This window comes from Streptomyces resistomycificus, assembly GCF_001514265.1.
GTDB lineage: Bacteria > Actinomycetota > Actinomycetes > Streptomycetales > Streptomycetaceae > Streptomyces > Streptomyces resistomycificus.
The window spans coordinates 800564-818868 of record NZ_KQ948989.1 but is presented as its reverse complement, the minus strand read 5'-3'; the positions used below and the strand labels follow the sequence as shown (position 1 = coordinate 818868).

Here is an 18305-nt window from a genome sequence, read left to right as displayed (position 1 = left end):
TCAGTAGAGGAGTCGTACGGTGTGCCCGCGGCCGCGCGGCTGCGTCACGGTGCGGCTCGGGCGGCGGCATCGTGCTGCCGCCGCCCGTCACCTCACTTGACGGCCGTGAGCAGCGGAGTGATCTCGTCGATCGCGTACGGGATCGACAGGACCGTGTTGAAGGAGAACGCCGCGCCGATGTCCGGGTCCTGGTAGGGCACGAACAGGTCACGCTTGTCCTGGGAGACCTTCAGTTTCTTGTACAGCGGCTCCGCCTTGATGCGGTCGTTGGCCTCGGTGCTGGAGGTGACCCACACCAGGCGGTCGACGTCGAGCACGTTCAGCTTCTCCGCACTGAGTTCGGCCACGTTCCAGCCCGGCTTGGCCAGCTTGTCGATCTCCGGCTTCAGTGTGAAGCCGAGCTCGGTGAAGAAGATCGCCTTCGGGTCACCCTTGGTGAACGCCGAGTACTTGCCGGCCTCGAAGCTGTCAGCGACGGCGAGGGTCAGGTCGGCGAACTCCGGGTGCTCGTCACGGACGGCCTTGAACTGCGCGTCGATGTCCGAGATCAGCTTCTCGGTCTGGTCCTCCTTGCCGAGGGCCTTGCCGATCTGACGGGTCATCACCTCCCAGGGCGCCGCGTAGTCGTCGTACTCCTCGGGCTGGGCGACGACCTTGGTGAACCGGGAGAGGGTGTCGTACTGCTCCTTCTTCATCCCCGAGTACTGGGCGATGACCAGATCGGGCTTCAGCGCCGCGATCTTCTCCATGTTGTACTCGTCGCGCTCGCCCACGATCTCCGGTGCGTCGGAGCCCCACAGCTCCTTGGCCCACGGCCACTTGCCGTACGGGCGCTCCTTGAACCAGTCGACGGCCCCGACCGGCTTGACGCCGAGCGCCAGGACCGCGTCCTGGTCCGACAGACCCAGCGTGACGACCTTCTCGGGCTCCTCGTCGATGGTCGTGCTGCCGTACTTGTGCGCGACCGTGACCGGGAACGCCGCGGACTTCCCCGCGTCGGAAGCCGCCGAAGAGGTGGAATCGGAGGTGGAGTTGTCGGTCCCGCCCCCACAGGCGGCCAGGACGAGCGCGGCGACGACGGCCACGGCCGCCCGGGGAACGAGTCTGACGTACCGCGCCGGCGCAGGGCGTGTACCACTGAACACGTTGGTTCCTTTCACGGGATCTCACAGGGCTGCCGCGCCTGCCGGGTACGACGACCGGGCAGCGCGCGGCGATGTGGGGGGCTGGACCTCGGGACGGTCTAGCGGGGGGTGCCTATCCCGTCCGTGAGCGGGCGGGACTCGGTGGCTGCCCCCGGTCCCCGGTCGAGGATGGAGGCCAGGATCTCGCCGACTCTGATCGCGGTGTTGGACAACAGGTCGGAGGTGATGCCGTGGGTGTGCTCGGTGCCGCCCTGCAGGTAGATGCCGCAGCGCAGTTCGGGGCGTACGGCCACCCGGTAGTCCCGCTCCACCCGGACGCGGCCCTCTTCGTCACGGTGGCACAGGCCGCCCACCTCGCCCAGGAGGGCGAGGCCGTCGTCGGGCCGGTAGCCCGTGGCGAAGACGACGACGTCGGCGTCCAGCAGGGTCTCCTCGCCGGTGACCAGGGAGCGGACGGTCGCCCGGACCCTGTCCGGCGTCTGAACGACGTCGGTGAGCCGGGAGACGTTGTGGAACCTGAGCCGCTCGGTGCCCAGGACCTTCTCCTGGTACACCCGGCGGTACAGGTCGTCGATCAGATCGATGTCGACCACGGAGTAGTTGGTGTTCGCGTGATAGTCCATCAACTTCCGTTTGACGCCCTCGGGAGCGGCGAAGTACTCGTCCACCGCCTCGGGGTCGAAGATGCGGTTGGCGAAGCTGCTGTCGTCGGCGGGGCTGTAGCCGTAGCGGGAGAAGACTGCGTGGACCTCGGCGCCGGGGAAGCGGCTGTGCAGGTAGGCCACGTTCTCGGCGGCGCTCTGGCCGGCGCCGACCACGACGAGCCGGGTGGGGCTCGCGCCCTCCAACAGGTCCACCTTGCTCAGCAGGTCGGCGTTGTGCCAGATGCGGTCGGTGCGCTCGACGCCGTCCGGCATGCGAGGCTTCAGCCCGGTGCCGATCACGATGTTCCGGGCCCGGTGGACGACCAGTTCCTCCCCCGACCGGGCGGTCACGTCCAGGTACTCCACCACTCCGTCGCGCACCACGGGATCGACGGCGACTACCTGATGGCCGTAGGAGACCATGTCGTCGATCTTGGCGGCGGCCCACTCGAAGTAGTCGTGGAACTCCATCCGTAACGGGAAGAAGTTCTTGTGGTTGACGAAGTCGATCAGCCGTCCCCGGCTCTGCAGATAGCACAGGAAGCTGAACTCGCTGGTGGGGTTGCGGAGTGTCACCAGGTCCTTGAGGAACGACACCTGCATGGTCGCGTCGTCGATCAGCATGCCGCGGTGCCAGCCGAATCGGGGCTGCCGCTCGAAGAAGTGGGCGGTGACCGCCTGCTGCCTGCCGACGCCCGCGTTGTGCTCGCTGAGTGCTATCGCCATGGCCACGTTGGAAGGGCCGAAGCCGATGCCTATGAGGTCGTGTACCGGAGGTGTGTCGCCCGGAAGATCCTGAGCCATGTCACTCCCATCTTGCGGCGGCCGGTGAGCCCGGCCTCGGAGACAGCGGGAGGGGAGCACGCAACACTGCGAACCCCTAGAACTTAGGGAAGCCTAAGCTTATGCTGTGGAACTGTCGATAGGACGAAACGGACAGACAACCAGACGGAAAATGACTGACGAGTCGTCAAACAGCCACTGTGTGCGTGGTGTTCGAGTCCAACAGGACGCCTATTCGAACTGACGGCCCGTCAGCCTGCCCTGAGGAGGAACTTCATGCGGGTCGTCATGTTCGGCTATCAGACCTGGGGTCACCGCACCCTGCAGGCACTCCTGGATTCCGAGCACGACGTGGTGACGGTCGTGACGCACCCCAAGAGCGAACACGTCTACGAGAAGATCTGGAGCGACTCGGTCGCCGATCTGGCCGAGGAGCACGGCGTCCCCGTCCTCCTGCGCAACCGCCCCGACGACGACGAGCTGTTCGAACGGCTCAAGGACTCCGACCCGGACATCATCGTCGCCAACAACTGGCGGACCTGGATCCCCCCGCACATCTTCGGCCTGCCCCGCCACGGCACGCTGAACGTCCACGACTCCCTGCTGCCGAAGTACGCCGGCTTCTCCCCGCTGATCTGGGCCCTCATCAACGGCGAGAGCGAAGTCGGCGTCACCGCCCACCTCATGGACGAGGAGCTCGACGCCGGCGACATCGTCCTCCAGCGCGCGGTCCCGGTCGAGCCGACGGACACGGCCACCGACCTGTTCCACAAGACCGTCGACCTGATCGCGCCGGTCACCACCGAGGCCCTCGGCCTCATCGCGTCCGGACAGACGGAGTTCACCCGACAGGACCGCTCCCGGGCCAGCTTCTTCCACAAGCGGTCCATCGAGGACAGCCGCATCGACTGGACCTGGCCGGCCGAGGATCTGCAGCGCCTCGTCCGCGCGCAGTCCGCGCCCTACCCCAGCGCCTACACCTTCCACAAGGGCAAGCGGCTCGAGGTCCTGGCCGCGGTGGTGTCCCAGGGCCGCTACGGCGGTACCCCCGGGCGCATCTTCTACCGCGAGGGCGACGGCGTGGTGATCGTCGCCGGCGCCGACGCCCGTACCGGACGCAACCACGGGCTGGCCATCACACGCGTACGGACCGAGGAGGGAAGGGAGTTGACGGGAACCGAGTACTTCACCGCGATGGGCGGCTACCTCACGACTCACCCCTGAGCAGCAGACTCACGCCCCCGGCCGTGACCGGGCGCGCCGGGCCGGCGCGCCCCGGAGTACTCCGGACGCGCCGCGGCGAGGCCGAGCCGGGAGGATTCGGCGCGCAGCACGCCGATGAACGCGCCCGGGGGCCCGCACACGTGACCCGCGCTCCCTCAACGTCGATACTTCCCAGAGCAGGCATCCGAAACGGTCGGGTCGGACGCTCATCTGCCATCGCTCAGGAGGTACCCGTGAAGATGTTGATCAACGTCCCCGAGACCGTGGTCGCCGACGCGCTGCGTGGGCTGGCGGCCGCCCATCCCGAGTTGACCGTGGACGTCGAGAACCGGGTGATCGTACGGCGGGACGCGCCCGTGGCGGGGAAGGTCGCGCTCGTCTCCGGCGGCGGTTCGGGGCACGAGCCGCTGCACGGTGGTTTCGTGGGGCCCGGGATGCTGTCGGGGGCCTGCCCCGGCGAGGTGTTCACCTCTCCGGTGCCGGACCAGATGGTGCGTGCCGCGGCGGCCGTGGACAGCGGCGCCGGGGTGCTGTTCATCGTGAAGAACTACACCGGTGACGTGCTCAACTTCGACATGGCGGCCGAACTCGCCGAGGACGAGGGCATCCAGGTCGCCAAGGTGCTGGTCGACGACGACGTGGCCGTGACCGACAGCCTCTACACGGCCGGTCGGCGGGGCATGGGCGCGACGCTGTTCGTGGAGAAGATCGCGGGCGCCGCGGCCGAAGAGGGGCAGCCGCTGGAGCGGGTGCAGGCGATCGCCCAGCAGGTCAACGCGAACTCGCGCAGCTTCGGCGTGGCGCTCAGCGCCTGCACCACGCCCGCCAAGGGCAGCCCGACCTTCGATCTGCCGCCCGGCGAGCTGGAGTTGGGGGTCGGCATCCACGGCGAGCCGGGCCGGGAGCGGCGGGCCATGATGACCTCGCGGGAGATCGCCGACTTCGCGGTCGGCGCGATCCTCGACGACATGACCCCGCGCAACCCCGTACTCGTCCTGGTCAACGGTATGGGCGCCACCCCGCTGCTGGAGCTGTACGGCTTCAACGCCGAGGTGCAGCGGGTGCTCACCGAGCGTGGTGTCGGCGTCGCCCACACCCTGGTCGGCAACTACGTCACCTCGCTCGACATGGCGGGCGCCTCGGTCACCCTGTGTCAGATCGACGAGGAGCTGCTGCGTCTGTGGAACGCGCCGGTGAAGACGGCGGGGCTGCGCTGGGGAGTGTGAACACGCCGGGAGCCGGCGAACCGAACGTACCGACCACGCAAGGAGATCCAGTGCTCGACGCCGACTTCTTCCGCCGTTGGATGACGGCGACCGCCGCGTCCGTCGACCGTGAGGCGGAACGGCTCACCGCTCTCGACTCGCCCATCGGGGACGCCGACCACGGCAGCAATCTGCAGCGCGGGTTCACCGCGGTGACCGCGACGCTGGAGAAGGAGGCGCCGGACACGCCCGGCGCGGTCCTCACGCTCGCCGGACGCGTTCTCATCTCGACGGTCGGTGGCGCCTCGGGGCCGCTGTACGGCACCTTGCTGCGCCGCACCGGAAAGGCGCTCGGGGACGCCGCCGAGGTCTCCGAGGAGCGGTTCGCCGCGGCGCTGCGTGAGGGCGTGGACGCGGTCATGGCTCTCGGCGGTGCCGCACCCGGCGACAAGACCATGATCGATTCGCTGGTCCCGGCCCTGGACGCGCTCGGCGACGGCTTCGCCGCCGCCCGGGCCGCCGCCGAGGAGGGCGCTGTGGCGACCACGCCGTTGCAGGCCCGCAAGGGCCGGGCGAGCTACCTCGGGGAGCGCAGTATCGGGCACCAGGATCCCGGGGCCACCTCGGCGTCGCTGCTGGTCGCGGGGCTCGTGGAGGCCGCCGGTGAGTGACGCGGAGCTGGTCGGGATCGTGCTCGTGTCGCACAGCGCGGAGGTCGCCGCGTCGGTGGCCGAGCTGGCCAAAGGGCTGGTGGGCGGCGGCAACGCACCGCCGATCGCCCCGGCGGGTGGGACCGAGGGCGGTGGGCTCGGCACCAGCGCGGAACTGATCGCCGCCGCGGCCGCGTCCGTGGACCGGGGAGCCGGCGTCGCCGTCCTCGCCGACCTCGGCAGCGCGGTCCTCACCGTGAAGGCGCTGCTCGCCGAGGGCGACGAACTCCCGGACGGCACCCGCCTGGTGGACGCCCCGTTCGTCGAGGGCGCGGTGGCCGCGGTCGTCACGGCGGCCACCGGCGCCGACCTCCCGGCAGTGGAGGCGGCGGCCGCCGAGGCCTACACCTACCGGAAGGTGTGACGCCCGCCCGGACGGCCGGGTGAGCCCTTCCCTCTGACGCCCTGTCGGCTCAGGGGGCCACCGAGAGAGGGCCGGAGCATGTGCACGGCCCGAACCCCCGACGGGGGCCGGGGGCTCGGACCCACCAGAGGTCCCGGCCTCCCGGCCGCCCGCACCGGCGCGGGATCAGCGACGACAGCGGTCCGCGCGTCGCGGAGCGAACTCACCCTCTCCCAGGGCGAGTTCGGTCGCGAAGGGATTCAGCATACGAAACCCGCACAGAGGGTCGGCGAGCACCCCGGCGGGCAGGCGCCGACCGCGGGGGCCGCACGGCGCGCCGGGTGGCGCCCACCGGGCCCAGCGGCCCACAGGTTCCGATCGCCGCCCTCTTGATGTGATCGCGCCGGTCGCGCCATATTGGTCCGGACCATTGCTCTTCCCTCGCGTCCTCCGGGAGGCAGCCGTGCGACCTGTCCCCGCCCCCGCTGCCCTGTTCCGCCTCCTCGGGGTATGGGTGTCGGCGCTCGCGTTGGCCACGGCCTGCGGAGGGAGCGGCGGCGGGGAGCACGAGAGCGAGCGGCTTCCCGGGGCGCCGACGGGCGTCACCGCCGCCGCCGGCAGTGCCACCAGCGTGCACGTGATGTGGAACGCGATGGCCCTGAGCGCCGGGATCAGCCGCTACGAGGTGTATCGCGGCACCACGAAGATCGAGGAGGTGCCGGCTTCACGGCACATGGTCGACATCACCGGGCTGAAGCCGTCGACCCGGTACGTCTTCACCGTGCGGGCGCGCGACTCCGAAGGGCGCCGCGGGCCCCGGAGCCGGGAGGTGCGGGCGACGACCCCGGCGGCCGTGGCGGCGGACCGTTCGGCCCCCTCACGACCGGGGAGGCTGCGCGGGCGGACGGCCGGCAGCCGCGCCGTCCAGCTGTCCTGGGACGCCTCGACGGACGACCGGGACGTGGCGTCCTACGACATCCACCAGGGCCCGACGAAGATCCACAGCGTGGGCGGGGGCCAGACCGCGGCCGTGGTCACCGGGCTGCGGCCGGGCACCCGCTACTCCTTCACCGTGCGGGCGAGGGACGCGGCCGACAACGTCTCGTCCGCCGCAGGCCCGCTCCGCCTCACCACCACCGGCAGCGGCACCGACGACGGCCGGGCCACCGCCCCCACCCGCTTCGAGGCGACGACCCGCCGCGCCGACGGGGCGTACCACCTCGACCTCGCCTGGGTGCCGCCCCGCACGGACGGCGTGGTCACCGAGTACCAGGTCCACCTCGACGGCCGGCCGGCGACCTCGCTGGTGTTCGGCGGGTCCGCGCCGCGCGACCGGGCGACGTACGGCTTCTATCTGGGACGGGAGGCGGGCGTCACCCACCGGGTGCGGATCCGGGCGAAGCTGCCGGACGGCACCTGGGGCGGGTTCTCGGCGGAGCGGACGGTGACGACGGGCGTGAAACCGCGGCCGTGATCCGCGTCCGCTCACGCACCGTGATCCGCATCCGCTCACGCCCTCGCTTGCGCCGGACGATGGAATCCGTCACCTGGCCGGTGGCGGTCCGCATGCGGACCGGGCCGGGGGCGCGTTGGCTGCCTCTGAGGGCAGCACGGGCGTTCCCCGACCCTCGGCGGCGCTAGGGATGTACCGCCAACCGTGCCGCCGGAGGACAGGTCCATGCACACACATCAGCTACTCCTCCGCTCCGGCCTGACCGTGGCCGCCGCCGCGCTGCCGCTCACCCTGACCGCCATGCCGGCCGCCGCCGTCTCGGGCATCTCCGTGAGCACCACCGGCTCCACGGTCTCCGTGACGACCAGCGCCTGCACGCAGGTCAACGGCAGTTGGGGCACCGCCTCGCTCCTCAACAGCAGCCAGGCGAACTTCTCCCAAGGACGCCAGGTGGCGCTGTCGGGGGCGAGCAACCTCCAGTCGGCGGCCTGGTCCAGCGTGAGCGCGGGCACGTACACCGTGATCGTCATGTGCTCGAACGGCACCACCGCGGGCACCCAGTCGGTCATCGTCACCCCCGTGTCCACTCCCACGGCCTCCCCCACGGCCTCGCCCTCGCGCGGCGTCATGGGCGGCTTGGGCGGCGCCTCGAAGGACTACGGCACCCTGACGCTGGCGGTCGGCGGGAGCCTGGTGGGAGCGGGCGTCCTGGCCACGGCCTGGTTCCTGCGCCGCCGCTCGAAGCCCTACCGCCTCTAGCTCCAGGGGTGTCCGCAGCCTCTCCGGGCCCCGCTCCTAGGGCCGGTCGTCGGCAACGGGCGGCTGCGCGTCGGGCAGTTCCGCCAGCGCCTCGGCGAGCCACTGTGTCCAGAAGGTCTCCAGCTCGATGCCCGCGCGCAGGACCAGGTGCTGAAGCCTGGCCTGCGCGCTGTCGTTGCCGGGCGGGAAGTCGCGCTTCTCGATCTCCTGGTACTCCGCCAACTGCAGCCGGTGCAGGTCGAGATGGCGACGCAGGTCGGCCTCGAGGCCGGCCGTTCCGACGACCGCCGCGGCCCGCAGCCGCAGCAGCATCGCGTCGCGGTGCGGCTTGGGGTCCTGCGATGCGGCAGTCCACCGCCCGAGCTCGGCACGGCCCGCGGGCAGGACCTCGTAGCGCTTCTTCTGCCCGCGGGCCGGCTGCTGGGCGGGCAGCGCGCGGATGTGTCCCTCCGCCTCCAGTTTTCCCAGCTCGCGATAGATCTGCTGATGCGTCGCCGACCAGAAGTAGCCGATCGACCTGTCGAACCGGCGGGTCAGCTCGAGTCCGGACGACGGCCTTTCGAGCAGGGCGATGAGAATCGCGTGCGGGAGTGACATGGCCTCATCCTAGGGACGCCGCGCGGGGCCCCTACAGCGTCGCCGCCAGTTCGGTGCCCTGCTTGATGGCGCGCTTCGCGTCCAGTTCGGCGGCCACGTCGGCACCGCCGATGAGGTGGGCGCTGCTGCCCGCGGCGATCAGCGCCTCGTACAGGTCGCGGCGCGGGTCCTGGCCCGTGCACAGCACGACGGTGTCGACCTCCAGGACGGTGCTGGTGTCGCCGACGGTGACGTGCAGGCCGGCGTCGTCGATCCGGTCGTAGCTCACGCCGGGGACCATGGTGACGCCGCGGTGCTTGAGTTCGGTGCGGTGGATCCAGCCGGTGGTCTTGCCGAGTCCGGCGCCGACCTTGCTCGTCTTGCGCTGGAGCAGGTGGACGGTGCGGGGCGGGGCGGGGCGCTCGGGTGCGGTCAGGCCGCCGGGGGCCGCGTAGTCCATGTCGACGCCCCACTGGCGGAAGTACGTCGCCGGGTCCTCGCTCGCCTTGTCGCCGCCGTCGGTGAGGAACTCCGCGACGTCGAAGCCGATGCCGCCGGCGCCGAGGATGGCGACCCGGTCGCCGACGGGGGCGCCGTCGCGCAGGACGTCGAGGTAGCCGACCACGCTCGGGTGGTCGACGCCGGGGATGTCGGGGGTGCGCGGGGTGACACCGGTGGCGACGACCACCTCGTCGTGGTCGGCCAGGTCCTCGGCGGCCACCCAGGTGTTCAGCCGTACGTCCACGCCGTGCCTGTCGAGCTGGTGGCGGAAGTAGCGGATGGTCTCGTCGAACTCCTGCTTGCCGGGGACCTGGCGGGCGACGTTGAGCTGGCCGCCGATCTCGGCCGCGGCGTCGTACAGCGTGACCTCGTGGCCGCGCTCGGCCGCCGACACCGCGCAGGCGAGTCCGGCCGGTCCGGCGCCGACGACCGCGACGCGCTTGCGCAGCCGGGTCGGGGCCAGGACCAGCTCGGTCTCGTGACAGGCGCGCGGGTTGACCAGGCAGGAGGTGATCTTGCCGCTGAAGGTGTGGTCGAGGCAGGCCTGGTTGCAGCCGATGCAGGTGTTGATGGCCTCCGGGGTGCCGGCCGCCGCCTTGGCCACGAAGTCGGGGTCGGCGAGCATCGGCCGGGCCATCGACACCATGTCCGCGCAGCCCGAGGCGAGCAGCTCCTCGGCGAGCTCGGGGGTGTTGATGCGGTTGGTGGTCACCAGCGGGACGGACACCTCGCCCATGAGGCGCTTGGTCACCCAGGTGTAGGCGCCGCGCGGCACCGAGGTGGCGATGGTGGGGATGCGGGCCTCATGCCAGCCGATACCGGTGTTGATGATGGTCGCCCCGACGGCCTCGACAGCCTTGGCGAGGGTGATCACCTCGTCGAGTGTCGAGCCGCCCGGGACGAGGTCCAGCATGGACAGCCGGTAGACGATGATGAAGTCCTCGCCGACGGCCTCGCGCACCCTCCGGACGATCTCGACGGGCAGGCGCATGCGGTTCTCGTACGAGCCGCCCCAGCGGTCGGCGCGCTGGTTGGTCTGCGCGGCGATGAACTCGTTGATGAGGTAGCCCTCGGAGCCCATGATCTCGACGCCGTCGTAGCCGGCCTGCCGGGCCAGGCGGGCGGCGCGGGCGTAGTCGTCGATGGTCCTCTCGACGTCGGCGTCCGTGAGCTCGCGCGGCACGAAGGGGCTGATCGGGGCCTGGAGGGGGCTCGGGGCGACGAGGTCCCGGTGGTAGGCGTACCGGCCGAAGTGCAGGATCTGCATCGCGATCCGGCCGCCCTCGCGGTGCACGGCCTCGGTGATGAGCGCGTGCTGCTCGGCCTCGGCGTCGGTGGTGAGCTTCGCACCGCCCTCGTAGGGCCGCCCCTCGTCGTTGGGTGCGATGCCGCCGGTGACGATCAGCCCCACTCCCCCGCGCGCCCGGGCGGCGTAGAACTCCGCCATGCGCTCGAAGCCACGCTCGGCCTCCTCCAGGCCGACGTGCATCGAACCCATCAGGACGCGGTTGGGCAGCGTGGTGAATCCCAGGTCCAGGGGGGTCAGCAGGTGCGGGTAACGGCTCATGGCAGGCCTCCGTGCGCGGTGTCGTCCCCTCTGTTCTAGAGGACCGCGCACGGATTATGCAACTAGTTGCACAAGAACCCCTGGTGTGATGTGCCGCAGGTCACCGGCTTTCCAGCAGTACGTGCAGCTCCCGCTCCTGGTCCCCGGAGGCCGAGGAGAGGTCACGCACCGCGAACATCGAGTCCAGCGTGCCGCGCAGCCGCTCGATCGCCCAGTAGCTGCCCTGCGCGTCCGCCTCCACCGAGGACGAGAGCCGGGCCGGGCTCGGGCACTCGTGCGTGTCGGTGACCTCGAACGTGCCGAGCCACACCATCGGGCGGGTCTCGTGGAGCTGCTGCGGCGCCTCGTCGGCACCCCGGTCGGACTCGAAGCACGTGCCCAGCGTGTCGAACACGATCCGGGCATCCTCCTTGCTGCATCCGCTGATCTCGACGGAGACGGACTCCTCGTGCGATCGCTCGCGATCCATCGTGATCGCTCCTCTCGTGGCGGCGGCGCGGCGCCGCGGGCTCCCCGCGAACCGCGCCACATCCCCAGAAAAGCACCACTTCCGGCACCGGGCACCACCGGGAGCCGAACCGGCTCTCAGCCGCGGGTGAACCGGTACGTCCTGCTGTCCGTCAGGACACAGAACCCCGGCGACACGACGATCACGCGCAGGGTCGCGCTGCGGCGGTCGTAGTCGACGCCCTCCACCTCGAAGGTGCCCGGGCAGGAGCTGCGCAGCGGCAGCTGACGGAGCGCGGTGACCTGCCCGGTGACGTCGGAGGTGCCGTCCGGTTCGGCGGAGAGGTCGACCTGGAGCAGCGGCTTGGTCATGCCGAACAGCGTGCCCGCGGGGTCGTCGGAGGAGCACAGCAGCCGGGTCGCGCTCAGGAAGTCGCAGCCCTGTACGTCCCGCACGGCACGGTCGAGGCGGACGGTCGCCGCCTGGGGGAGGTTCGCCGCGGGCGAGGTGCTCGCGTTGACGTCCGGGGTGGGGAAGACCAGCAGCCGGCTCATCGTGCCGTACTCCCCCGCCAGCATCCACTGCCCGCCGGGCGCGACGGCGACCCAGGAGTTGTTCAGCGCCTCCCCCGAGCTCAGCGTGTGGACGTACTCCGACCAGGTCCCGTCCGGCGACTGCACGCGGAACATCTTCGTGGTGCCGGAGTCCCGCTGGTAGGGCTCGATGTAGTGGCCGTCGTACGAGGCGTCGGGGTCACCCACGTGGTTCCAGCCGCGGCTGGTCAGGCCGAGAGGGATGGTGCCGATCCCGGTGTACCGGTTGGCGGCTCCGGCGGGCACCTCGACCGAGGTGAGCCCCTGGCTCTCGGTCAGCGGGTCGGCCCGGTCGAAGCCCACCTCGGTCCAGGTGTCCGCGGCGGAGGCGGGCGGGGCGGTGGCCAGCAGGCTGGCGGCGGTGAGGGCGACGGCGGCGAGGGCCGTGTGACGACGTCGCCGGGCACGCAGGGGCATGGCAGGGCTCCTCCGGGGGTGGGGCGTACTCGGCGCACAGTGTGGCCCGTTCGGTTGGTCATGTACAGACCAAAATCATGACGGGGACGTCTGCCCGGTCACGACCCCGTGTCGCGGCTTCTCCGGATGGCAGCCGCCGCGTCAAGGGATGGTGGAAGATGCGGCGGGAGGCGTCGCGGAGACGGCTGGGCGCGGTAGAACAGGGAAGTCGGCACGGGGGAACGGCGTGCCGCGGGTACGGTCGAAGGCGGTGCGTGACATGAGTGCAGCCGGGAGAGTCCGGTGACCGAAGACGACGAGCGGCGGACATGGCCGAGCGGCCCCGCCGGCGGGCCGGTGCGTGGACCGGTGCAGCCGAGCGGGCTGCTCGACGTGCTCGGCGTGGCCTCGATCGTCCTGGACAACGAGGGCCGGATCGTCTTCTGGAGCCCGCAGGCCGAGGAGCTGTTCGGCTACCCGGCGCAGGAGGCCCTCGGGCGGTACGCGGCCCATCTGATGATCCACGAACAAAATGCCGACCTGGTGGTCAAGCTGTTCGCCGACGTCATGGAGACCGGCGAGGGCTGGGCCGGCGCGTTCCCCGTCCGCCACAAGGACGGCACCACCAAGCTCGTGGAGTTCCGCAACATGCGGCTGCTCGACGCCCGGGGCGACACCTTCGCCCTGGGCCTCGCCGCGGACCAGTCGACGGTGCGCCGGCTGGAGCGGGACGTGGCGTTGGCCACGCGAATGGTCGCACAGTCCCCGATCGGGCTGGCCGTGTTCGACACCGACCTGCGGTACGTCTCCGTCAACCCGGCGCTGGAGCGGCTCAACGGCGTTCCGGCCGAGGAGCACATCGGGCGCAGGATCGTCGAGGTCCTGCCGGACGTCGACGCCGACGCCGTCGAGTCGGCGGCGCGCCGGGTGCTGGAGACCGGGCAGCCGCTCATCGACCAGAAGACCATGGGCCGCACCCCGGCCGATCCGCACCAGGAGCACGCCTGGTCGGTCTCGCTCTACCGGCTGGAGGACGCGCTGGGCAACGTACTGGGCGTGGCCTGCTCGATCGTCGACGTCACCGAGCAGCACCGGGCGGCCGTCGAGGCCGAGGGCGCCCGGCGGCACCTGGCGCTGGTCGCCGACGCCTCCGCCCGGATCGGCACCACCCTGGACCTGGACCGCACCGCCCGGGAGCTGGCCGAGGTCGCCGTGCCCGCCCTCGCCGACATCGCGGCCGTGGATCTGCTGGAGGCGGTGGTGCAGGGCAGGCCCAGCACCCTCGGCCCCGCCGAGGCGGCCGTCATCCGGGCGCTGGCCGTGCAGGCGGACCACGCCCCTGACGCCCTCCGTGCCGCCGACCCGCCCGGCGAGGTGGCCAGTTACGCTCCCGACCGCCTCGTCACCGAGTGCGTGCGCTCCGGCCGGCCGGTCCTGGTGGCGCACGTCGAGGCCGCGGACCTGCCCCGCATCGCCCGCTCCCCCGAGGCGGTGGAGCTGCTCACCCGGGCCGGGGTGCACTCCTATCTGGCGGTCCCTCTGATCGCGCGCGGCGAGGTGCTCGGCGCCCTCGACCTCAAGCGGACCCGCAACCCGCTGCCGTTCACCGAGGACGACCTGCTGCTCGCCCGCGAGCTGGCGTCCCGCGCGGCCGTGCAAATCGACAACGCGCGCTGGTACCAGAACGCCCGTGACACCGCGGTCACCCTCCAGCGCAGCCTGCTGCCGAGCCATCCGCCCGTGACGGGCGGCCTGGAGGTCGCCTCGCGCTACCAGCCCGCGGGCGCCACCGCCGAGGTCGGCGGCGACTGGTTCGACGTGATCCCGCTGGACGGCGGAAAGACCGCGCTCGTGGTGGGCGACGTGATGGGCAGCGGCCTCAACGCGGCGGCCACGATGGGCCGGCTGCGTACCGCGACGAACACCCTGGCCTCCCTCGACCTCGACCCGGCCCGGCTCCTGGAGCACCTCGACCGGATCACCGAGGGCCTCGATCACTCGATCGCGACCTGTGTGTACGTGGTCCACGACCCGGAGACGCGGCAGTGCCGGATCGCCAACGCCGGACACCTCCCGCCCGCCCGGCTGCGTCCCGGCCGTCCGCCGGAGCTGCTCGAACTGCCCACCGGGGCGCCGCTGGGCGTGGGGGGTGTCGCGTTCTCCACCACCACCGTCGATCTGGAGCCCGGCGACCGGCTGGTGCTCTACACCGACGGGCTCGTCGAGACCCGGCAGCACCCGCTGGACGAGCGTCTGGACGCCCTGCTGGCCCTGCTCGACGGTCCCGACCGGCCTCTGGAGGAGGTCTGCGACCTTCTGCTGCGCACCCTGCACCAGCCCGACAACTCCGACGACGTGGCCCTGCTCATCGCCCGCGTGCAGACACCCGACTGACCGTCCGCGCGGTGTCAGGCGCGGGTGGGGTAGGGCTGCGGTCGCGGTCCGTGCCGTGCCTCGCCTGCGGGGAGCGGGAGCGGAACGGCAGCGGGGTCGCCGACAGCAGCACTCCCGGCGACCCCGATCGCGGTACGGTGCCGCCGGGATGGGCCGACGGGCCCCACAGGGCGGTCAGCGCCGCGACGGTGAGTCCGCCGGAGACGGACCACGCGGCCGGGCACGGGCGACGCGGTCCGTCGGGGTGTGGTGGGCCCTGTAGGTGGCGAGTACCGGGTCGAAGACGCCCGCACAGGTGACCAGCCCGAGCGGCGGCGGCGCGGGGCCGGCACCACCGCCGGTCCACGCGACACCGGCCCCGGCTCGCGCGTCACCGGCCCCAATCCGCGCGGCACCGCCGCCGATCAGCGTGTGACGCCGCTACGGCCGGGTTCCGACCACCACGTTGGCGTACAGCTCCTCCGAGACGGCCAGGCGGGGTCGCAGGCCGCAGTTCCGGAAGACCTCGACGGCCGTCGGCGCCTGCCGTTCGCTCGTCTCGACGAGCAGGCAGCCGCCGGGGGCGAGCCATCGGGTCGCCTCGGCCGTGACCCTGCGCAGGACGTCCAGGCCGTCCGCTCCGCCGTCGAGGGCGACCAGCGGCTCGTGCTCTCGGGCCTCGGCGGGCAGGAAGTCGACCTCGCCGGTGGGGACGTACGGCACGTTGGCGGCCAGGATGTCGACACGGCCGCGCAGTTCGCGAGGGAGGGCGTCGAACAGGTCGCCCGCATGGACATGACCGCCGAACTCGGCGACGTTGCCGCGGGCGCAGTGCACAGCGGCCGGTTCGATGTCGGCGGCGTGGAGTTCGACGTGACCCAGCGTGGCGGCGAGGGCGGCGCCGACGGCACCCGAGCCGCAGCACAGGTCCACCACCACCGAGGCGTCGGGCACCTGGGCGAGGGCCTGTTCGACGAGGAACTCGGTACGGCGGCGGGGGACGAAGACGCCGGGTTCCACCGTGATGCGCAGTCCCCGGAACTCGGCCCAGCCCAGGACGAGTTCGAGGGGTCTGCCGCCGACACGGCCGTCGACCATGGCGGCCAGTTCGTCCGGCGTGCGGGCGGCGGCCAGGATCAGCCGGGCCTCGTCCTCGGCGAAGACACAGCCGGCGGCGCGCAGCGCAGCCACGACGGAGTCGGGGGAGGAGGACAACGGAGAGGAGGAAGACGGGAAGGAAGGTGAGGCAGGGGAACGTGGAGGCATGGAAGCCGAGGGCCTTTCGGGAGCCGAAGGGCGCTCTCGCGGCCGCCTACCGGCGGTGGTCCGCACCGGTTCGAGGAGAGAGCACCCGACCTGACACAGCGGTAATGGGTCTCACCTCCTCGGTGGTTCACGACTCGGACAGCCCGGTCACACTACACCGACGATCAGCTGCCGACCGCCCCCGCACCTCAAGTTGTACTATGCAACCAGAACCCGAGGGAGGCCCTGTGAAAGCGACCGAAACGGCCGTGGAGACCATCCAGCGGGAGATGACGGCGTTCGCCCGGCGGGCCCGCGCGTCGGCCGGGCGCCTGCACCCGGAGCTGTCGCTGGTGTCGTACACCCTGCTCGGGCATCTGGAGGAGGTCGACGGCTGCCGCGCCACCGACCTGGCCGCGCACTATGCCCTCGACAAGTCCACGGTCAGCCGCCAGGTGACCGCCCTGGAACGCGCCGGGCTCGTCGTGCGGCGCCAGGACCCGGAGGACCACCGCGTGCACGTCCTGGGCCTCACCGAGGCCGGCCGGAGCATCCTCGCCCAGGTCACCGACCGCCGGCGGGCAGCCGTCCTGGAGCGGCTGGAGGACTGGGCGGCGGAGGACCTGGAGCGGTTCGCCGGGTACCTCGTGCGGTACAACACCCTGCCGTCGTCCGAGCCCGAGGAGTGACCGCGGGCGTCGCACTCTCGGCTAGCGTGTGCGGCCCCGGGGTCGGGCAGGTCTGACATGCGCGTACGGTTGAATGGCTGAGCAACTGTCGTCACTGTCACGCTGGACCCATATGAACGTCACCCGAGGCTTCACCGGGCGCGCCCGTGTCCACAACCCGGGCCTGCCGCCCGGCCAGTACGACGCGGGCGACAACTGGCCCGTCCTGTCCGCGGAGGTCACCCCCGACCTGACGCCCGACGACTGGACGTTCCGCGTCGACGGCCTGGTCGAGGCGCCCCGCACCTGGGACTGGGCACAGGCCCACGCCCTGCCGGAGTCCGCCTACGAGGGCGACATCCACTGTGTGACGAGCTGGTCGAAGTTCGGGGTGCGGTTCCGCGGGGTGTCGCTGGACGCGTTCCTCGACGAGGTGCGGCCACAGGAGTCCGCCACCCATGCCGTCGCCTACTCGCACACCGGCTACACCACGAACCTCCCGCTCGCGGATCTGACCGGCGGACGGGCGTGGATCGCCTGGGAGTACGACGGCGAGCCGCTCCCCTCGGAGCACGGCGGGCCGGCCCGGCTGCTGGTGCCGCACCTGTACTTCTGGAAGAGCGCCAAGTGGATCGCGGGCATCCGGCTCCTCGACCACGACGAACCCGGCTTCTGGGAGCAGAACGGCTATCACGCCCGTGGCAACCCCTGGCAGGAGCAGCGGTACTCCGGTGACTGAGACCTCCCCTCCCCCCGGCTTCACTCCCGAGACGCGGTTCGCCGTGCCCGGGCGGATCGCGGTGAGCGCCCAGGCCGCGGCACTGTGGCAGACCGCCACACTCACCGAGGTCCGCCGCGAGACCCCGCGCGCCGCCACGTACCGGTTCGCGGTGCCGGACTGGGCGGGCCATCTCCCTGGCCAGCATCTGATGCTGCGGCTGACCGCCGAGGACGGTTACTCGACCCAGCGCCACTACTCGATCGCGTCGGCACCCGACGACCCGGGGCACATCGAGCTGACCCTGGACCATGTCGAGGGCGGTGAGGTCTCGGGCTGGTTCCACACCGTGGCGAAGCCCGGCGACGAGGTCGAGGTGCGCGGTCCGCTGAGCGGCTTCTTCGCCTGGCCGGGCGACCGCCCCGCGCTGCTGGTCGGCGCCGGCTCCGGGGTCGTGCCGCTGATGTCGATGGTGCGGCACCACCGCGCGCGGGACCTGTCCGTACCGCTGCGGATGCTGGTGTCCGCGCGCGGCCCGGAGGACCTCATCTACGCGCGGGAACTGGGCGCCGAGACGGCGCCTGTGTTCACCCGGAGCGCGCCGGAGGGTGTGCCGGTGGGACGTATGGCGGCCGCACATGTGGCGCCGCTCCTGGCCGAACAGCCGCCCGGCGGGTGGGAGGCCTATGTGTGCGGCTCGAACGCGTTCGCCGAGCACGCCTCCCGGCTGCTGGTCGAGGCCGGTCAGCCGGTGGACCGCATCCGCATCGAACGCTTCGGCTGACGGGCGGGGCGGGGCGGTTCGCGCAAGCGGCGGCCCTGCCCTCTCCGCGCCCTCGTGGCCGCGCTCTCGTGGCCGGTTCTCCGTGCCCGCGTCTCCCCCGCTCCTCGCCCCGTTTCGGCGGCGACCCGCTGGGCACTCCTGCGGCGGCCCTGTGCGGGGGCCCTTGGTGA

General features: G+C 71.8%; 17 protein-coding genes. 10 read left to right on the top strand and 7 right to left on the bottom strand.

Annotated features, from left to right (window positions below; genetic code table 11):
* Positions 1 to 92: 92 nt before the first annotated feature.
* On the bottom strand, positions 93 to 1145 hold the full coding sequence (locus AQJ84_RS08675) for an iron-siderophore ABC transporter substrate-binding protein (RefSeq protein ID WP_051869783.1): 1053 nt from the start codon (positions 1143 to 1145) through the stop codon (positions 93 to 95).
* Between the two features lie 98 nt (positions 1146 to 1243).
* Positions 1244 to 2593 (bottom strand): lysine N(6)-hydroxylase/L-ornithine N(5)-oxygenase family protein, encoded by a 1350-nt coding sequence (locus AQJ84_RS08670; protein WP_053190119.1) that lies wholly within the window; start codon positions 2591 to 2593, stop codon positions 1244 to 1246.
* A 255-nt stretch (positions 2594 to 2848) separates the two neighbouring features.
* On the opposite strand from AQJ84_RS08670, the gene AQJ84_RS08665 reads away from it, so the two are divergent.
* From AQJ84_RS08665 to AQJ84_RS08640, 6 genes are all read left to right on the top strand, one after another.
* A complete protein-coding gene (locus AQJ84_RS08665) occupies positions 2849 to 3796 on the top strand; it encodes a methionyl-tRNA formyltransferase (protein WP_030039862.1) in 948 nt (315 codons plus the stop codon).
* A 233-nt stretch (positions 3797 to 4029) separates the two neighbouring features.
* Positions 4030 to 5022, top strand: a complete 993-nt coding sequence (gene dhaK, locus AQJ84_RS08660) for a dihydroxyacetone kinase subunit DhaK (protein WP_053190118.1) — start codon at positions 4030 to 4032, stop codon at positions 5020 to 5022.
* A 50-nt stretch (positions 5023 to 5072) separates the two neighbouring features.
* Positions 5073 to 5672, top strand: a complete 600-nt coding sequence (dhaL, locus tag AQJ84_RS08655) for a dihydroxyacetone kinase subunit DhaL (RefSeq protein WP_030039865.1) — start codon at positions 5073 to 5075, stop codon at positions 5670 to 5672.
* Entirely contained in the window at positions 5665 to 6075 is a 411-nt protein-coding gene (locus tag AQJ84_RS08650) for a PTS-dependent dihydroxyacetone kinase phosphotransferase subunit DhaM (RefSeq protein ID WP_053190117.1), read from the top strand. Before dhaL ends, AQJ84_RS08650 begins: the two co-directional genes overlap by 8 nt.
* Positions 6076 to 6517: 442 nt before the next feature.
* Positions 6518 to 7528: a fibronectin type III domain-containing protein gene (locus tag AQJ84_RS08645; protein ID WP_030039867.1), complete on the top strand. Its 1011-nt coding sequence runs from the start codon at positions 6518 to 6520 to the stop codon at positions 7526 to 7528.
* A gap of 204 nt (positions 7529 to 7732) precedes the next feature.
* On the top strand, positions 7733 to 8266 hold the full coding sequence (locus AQJ84_RS08640; RefSeq protein ID WP_030039868.1) for a hypothetical protein: 534 nt from the start codon (positions 7733 to 7735) through the stop codon (positions 8264 to 8266).
* A gap of 36 nt (positions 8267 to 8302) precedes the next feature.
* Here AQJ84_RS08640 and AQJ84_RS08635 read toward each other — a convergent pair whose 3' ends face one another.
* The 4 genes from AQJ84_RS08635 to AQJ84_RS08620 all read right to left on the bottom strand — a co-directional run bounded on the left by AQJ84_RS08635 (position 8303) and on the right by AQJ84_RS08620 (position 12368).
* Entirely contained in the window at positions 8303 to 8863 is a 561-nt protein-coding gene (locus tag AQJ84_RS08635) for a PadR family transcriptional regulator (protein WP_030039869.1), read from the bottom strand.
* A gap of 31 nt (positions 8864 to 8894) precedes the next feature.
* The gene (locus tag AQJ84_RS08630; protein ID WP_053190116.1) at positions 8895 to 10910 is read right to left on the bottom strand and encodes an NADPH-dependent 2,4-dienoyl-CoA reductase; all 2016 of its coding nucleotides are present in this window, start codon (positions 10908 to 10910) and stop codon (positions 8895 to 8897) included.
* Between the two features lie 100 nt (positions 10911 to 11010).
* Complete coding sequence (locus tag AQJ84_RS08625; protein ID WP_030039872.1) at positions 11011 to 11379, bottom strand: hypothetical protein; 369 nt, start codon at positions 11377 to 11379, stop codon at positions 11011 to 11013.
* Positions 11380 to 11495: 116 nt separating this feature from the next.
* Complete coding sequence (locus tag AQJ84_RS08620; RefSeq protein ID WP_030039873.1) at positions 11496 to 12368, bottom strand: hypothetical protein; 873 nt, start codon at positions 12366 to 12368, stop codon at positions 11496 to 11498.
* Between the two features lie 282 nt (positions 12369 to 12650).
* Here AQJ84_RS08620 and AQJ84_RS08615 point away from each other — a divergent pair, with 282 nt between their 5' ends.
* On the top strand, positions 12651 to 14741 hold the full coding sequence (locus AQJ84_RS08615; RefSeq protein WP_078631811.1) for a SpoIIE family protein phosphatase: 2091 nt from the start codon (positions 12651 to 12653) through the stop codon (positions 14739 to 14741).
* Between the two features lie 420 nt (positions 14742 to 15161).
* On the opposite strand, the gene AQJ84_RS08610 is transcribed toward AQJ84_RS08615, so the two are convergent.
* Entirely contained in the window at positions 15162 to 15986 is an 825-nt protein-coding gene (locus AQJ84_RS08610) for a putative protein N(5)-glutamine methyltransferase (RefSeq protein ID WP_053190115.1), read from the bottom strand.
* Positions 15987 to 16186: 200 nt separating this feature from the next.
* Between AQJ84_RS08610 and AQJ84_RS08605 the strand changes: the two genes are divergently transcribed.
* The 3 genes from AQJ84_RS08605 (at position 16187) to AQJ84_RS08595 (ending at position 18135) form a co-directional block, all read left to right on the top strand.
* Positions 16187 to 16654, top strand: coding sequence for a MarR family winged helix-turn-helix transcriptional regulator (locus AQJ84_RS08605; RefSeq protein ID WP_053190114.1), 468 nt, complete (start codon positions 16187 to 16189; stop codon positions 16652 to 16654).
* A gap of 112 nt (positions 16655 to 16766) precedes the next feature.
* Positions 16767 to 17372: a sulfite oxidase-like oxidoreductase gene (locus AQJ84_RS08600; protein WP_053190113.1), complete on the top strand. Its 606-nt coding sequence runs from the start codon at positions 16767 to 16769 to the stop codon at positions 17370 to 17372.
* Positions 17365 to 18135: a ferredoxin reductase gene (locus AQJ84_RS08595; RefSeq protein ID WP_030039877.1), complete on the top strand. Its 771-nt coding sequence runs from the start codon at positions 17365 to 17367 to the stop codon at positions 18133 to 18135. The genes AQJ84_RS08600 and AQJ84_RS08595 overlap by 8 nt, the downstream gene beginning before the upstream one ends.
* The last annotated feature ends 170 nt before the right edge of the window (positions 18136 to 18305 follow it).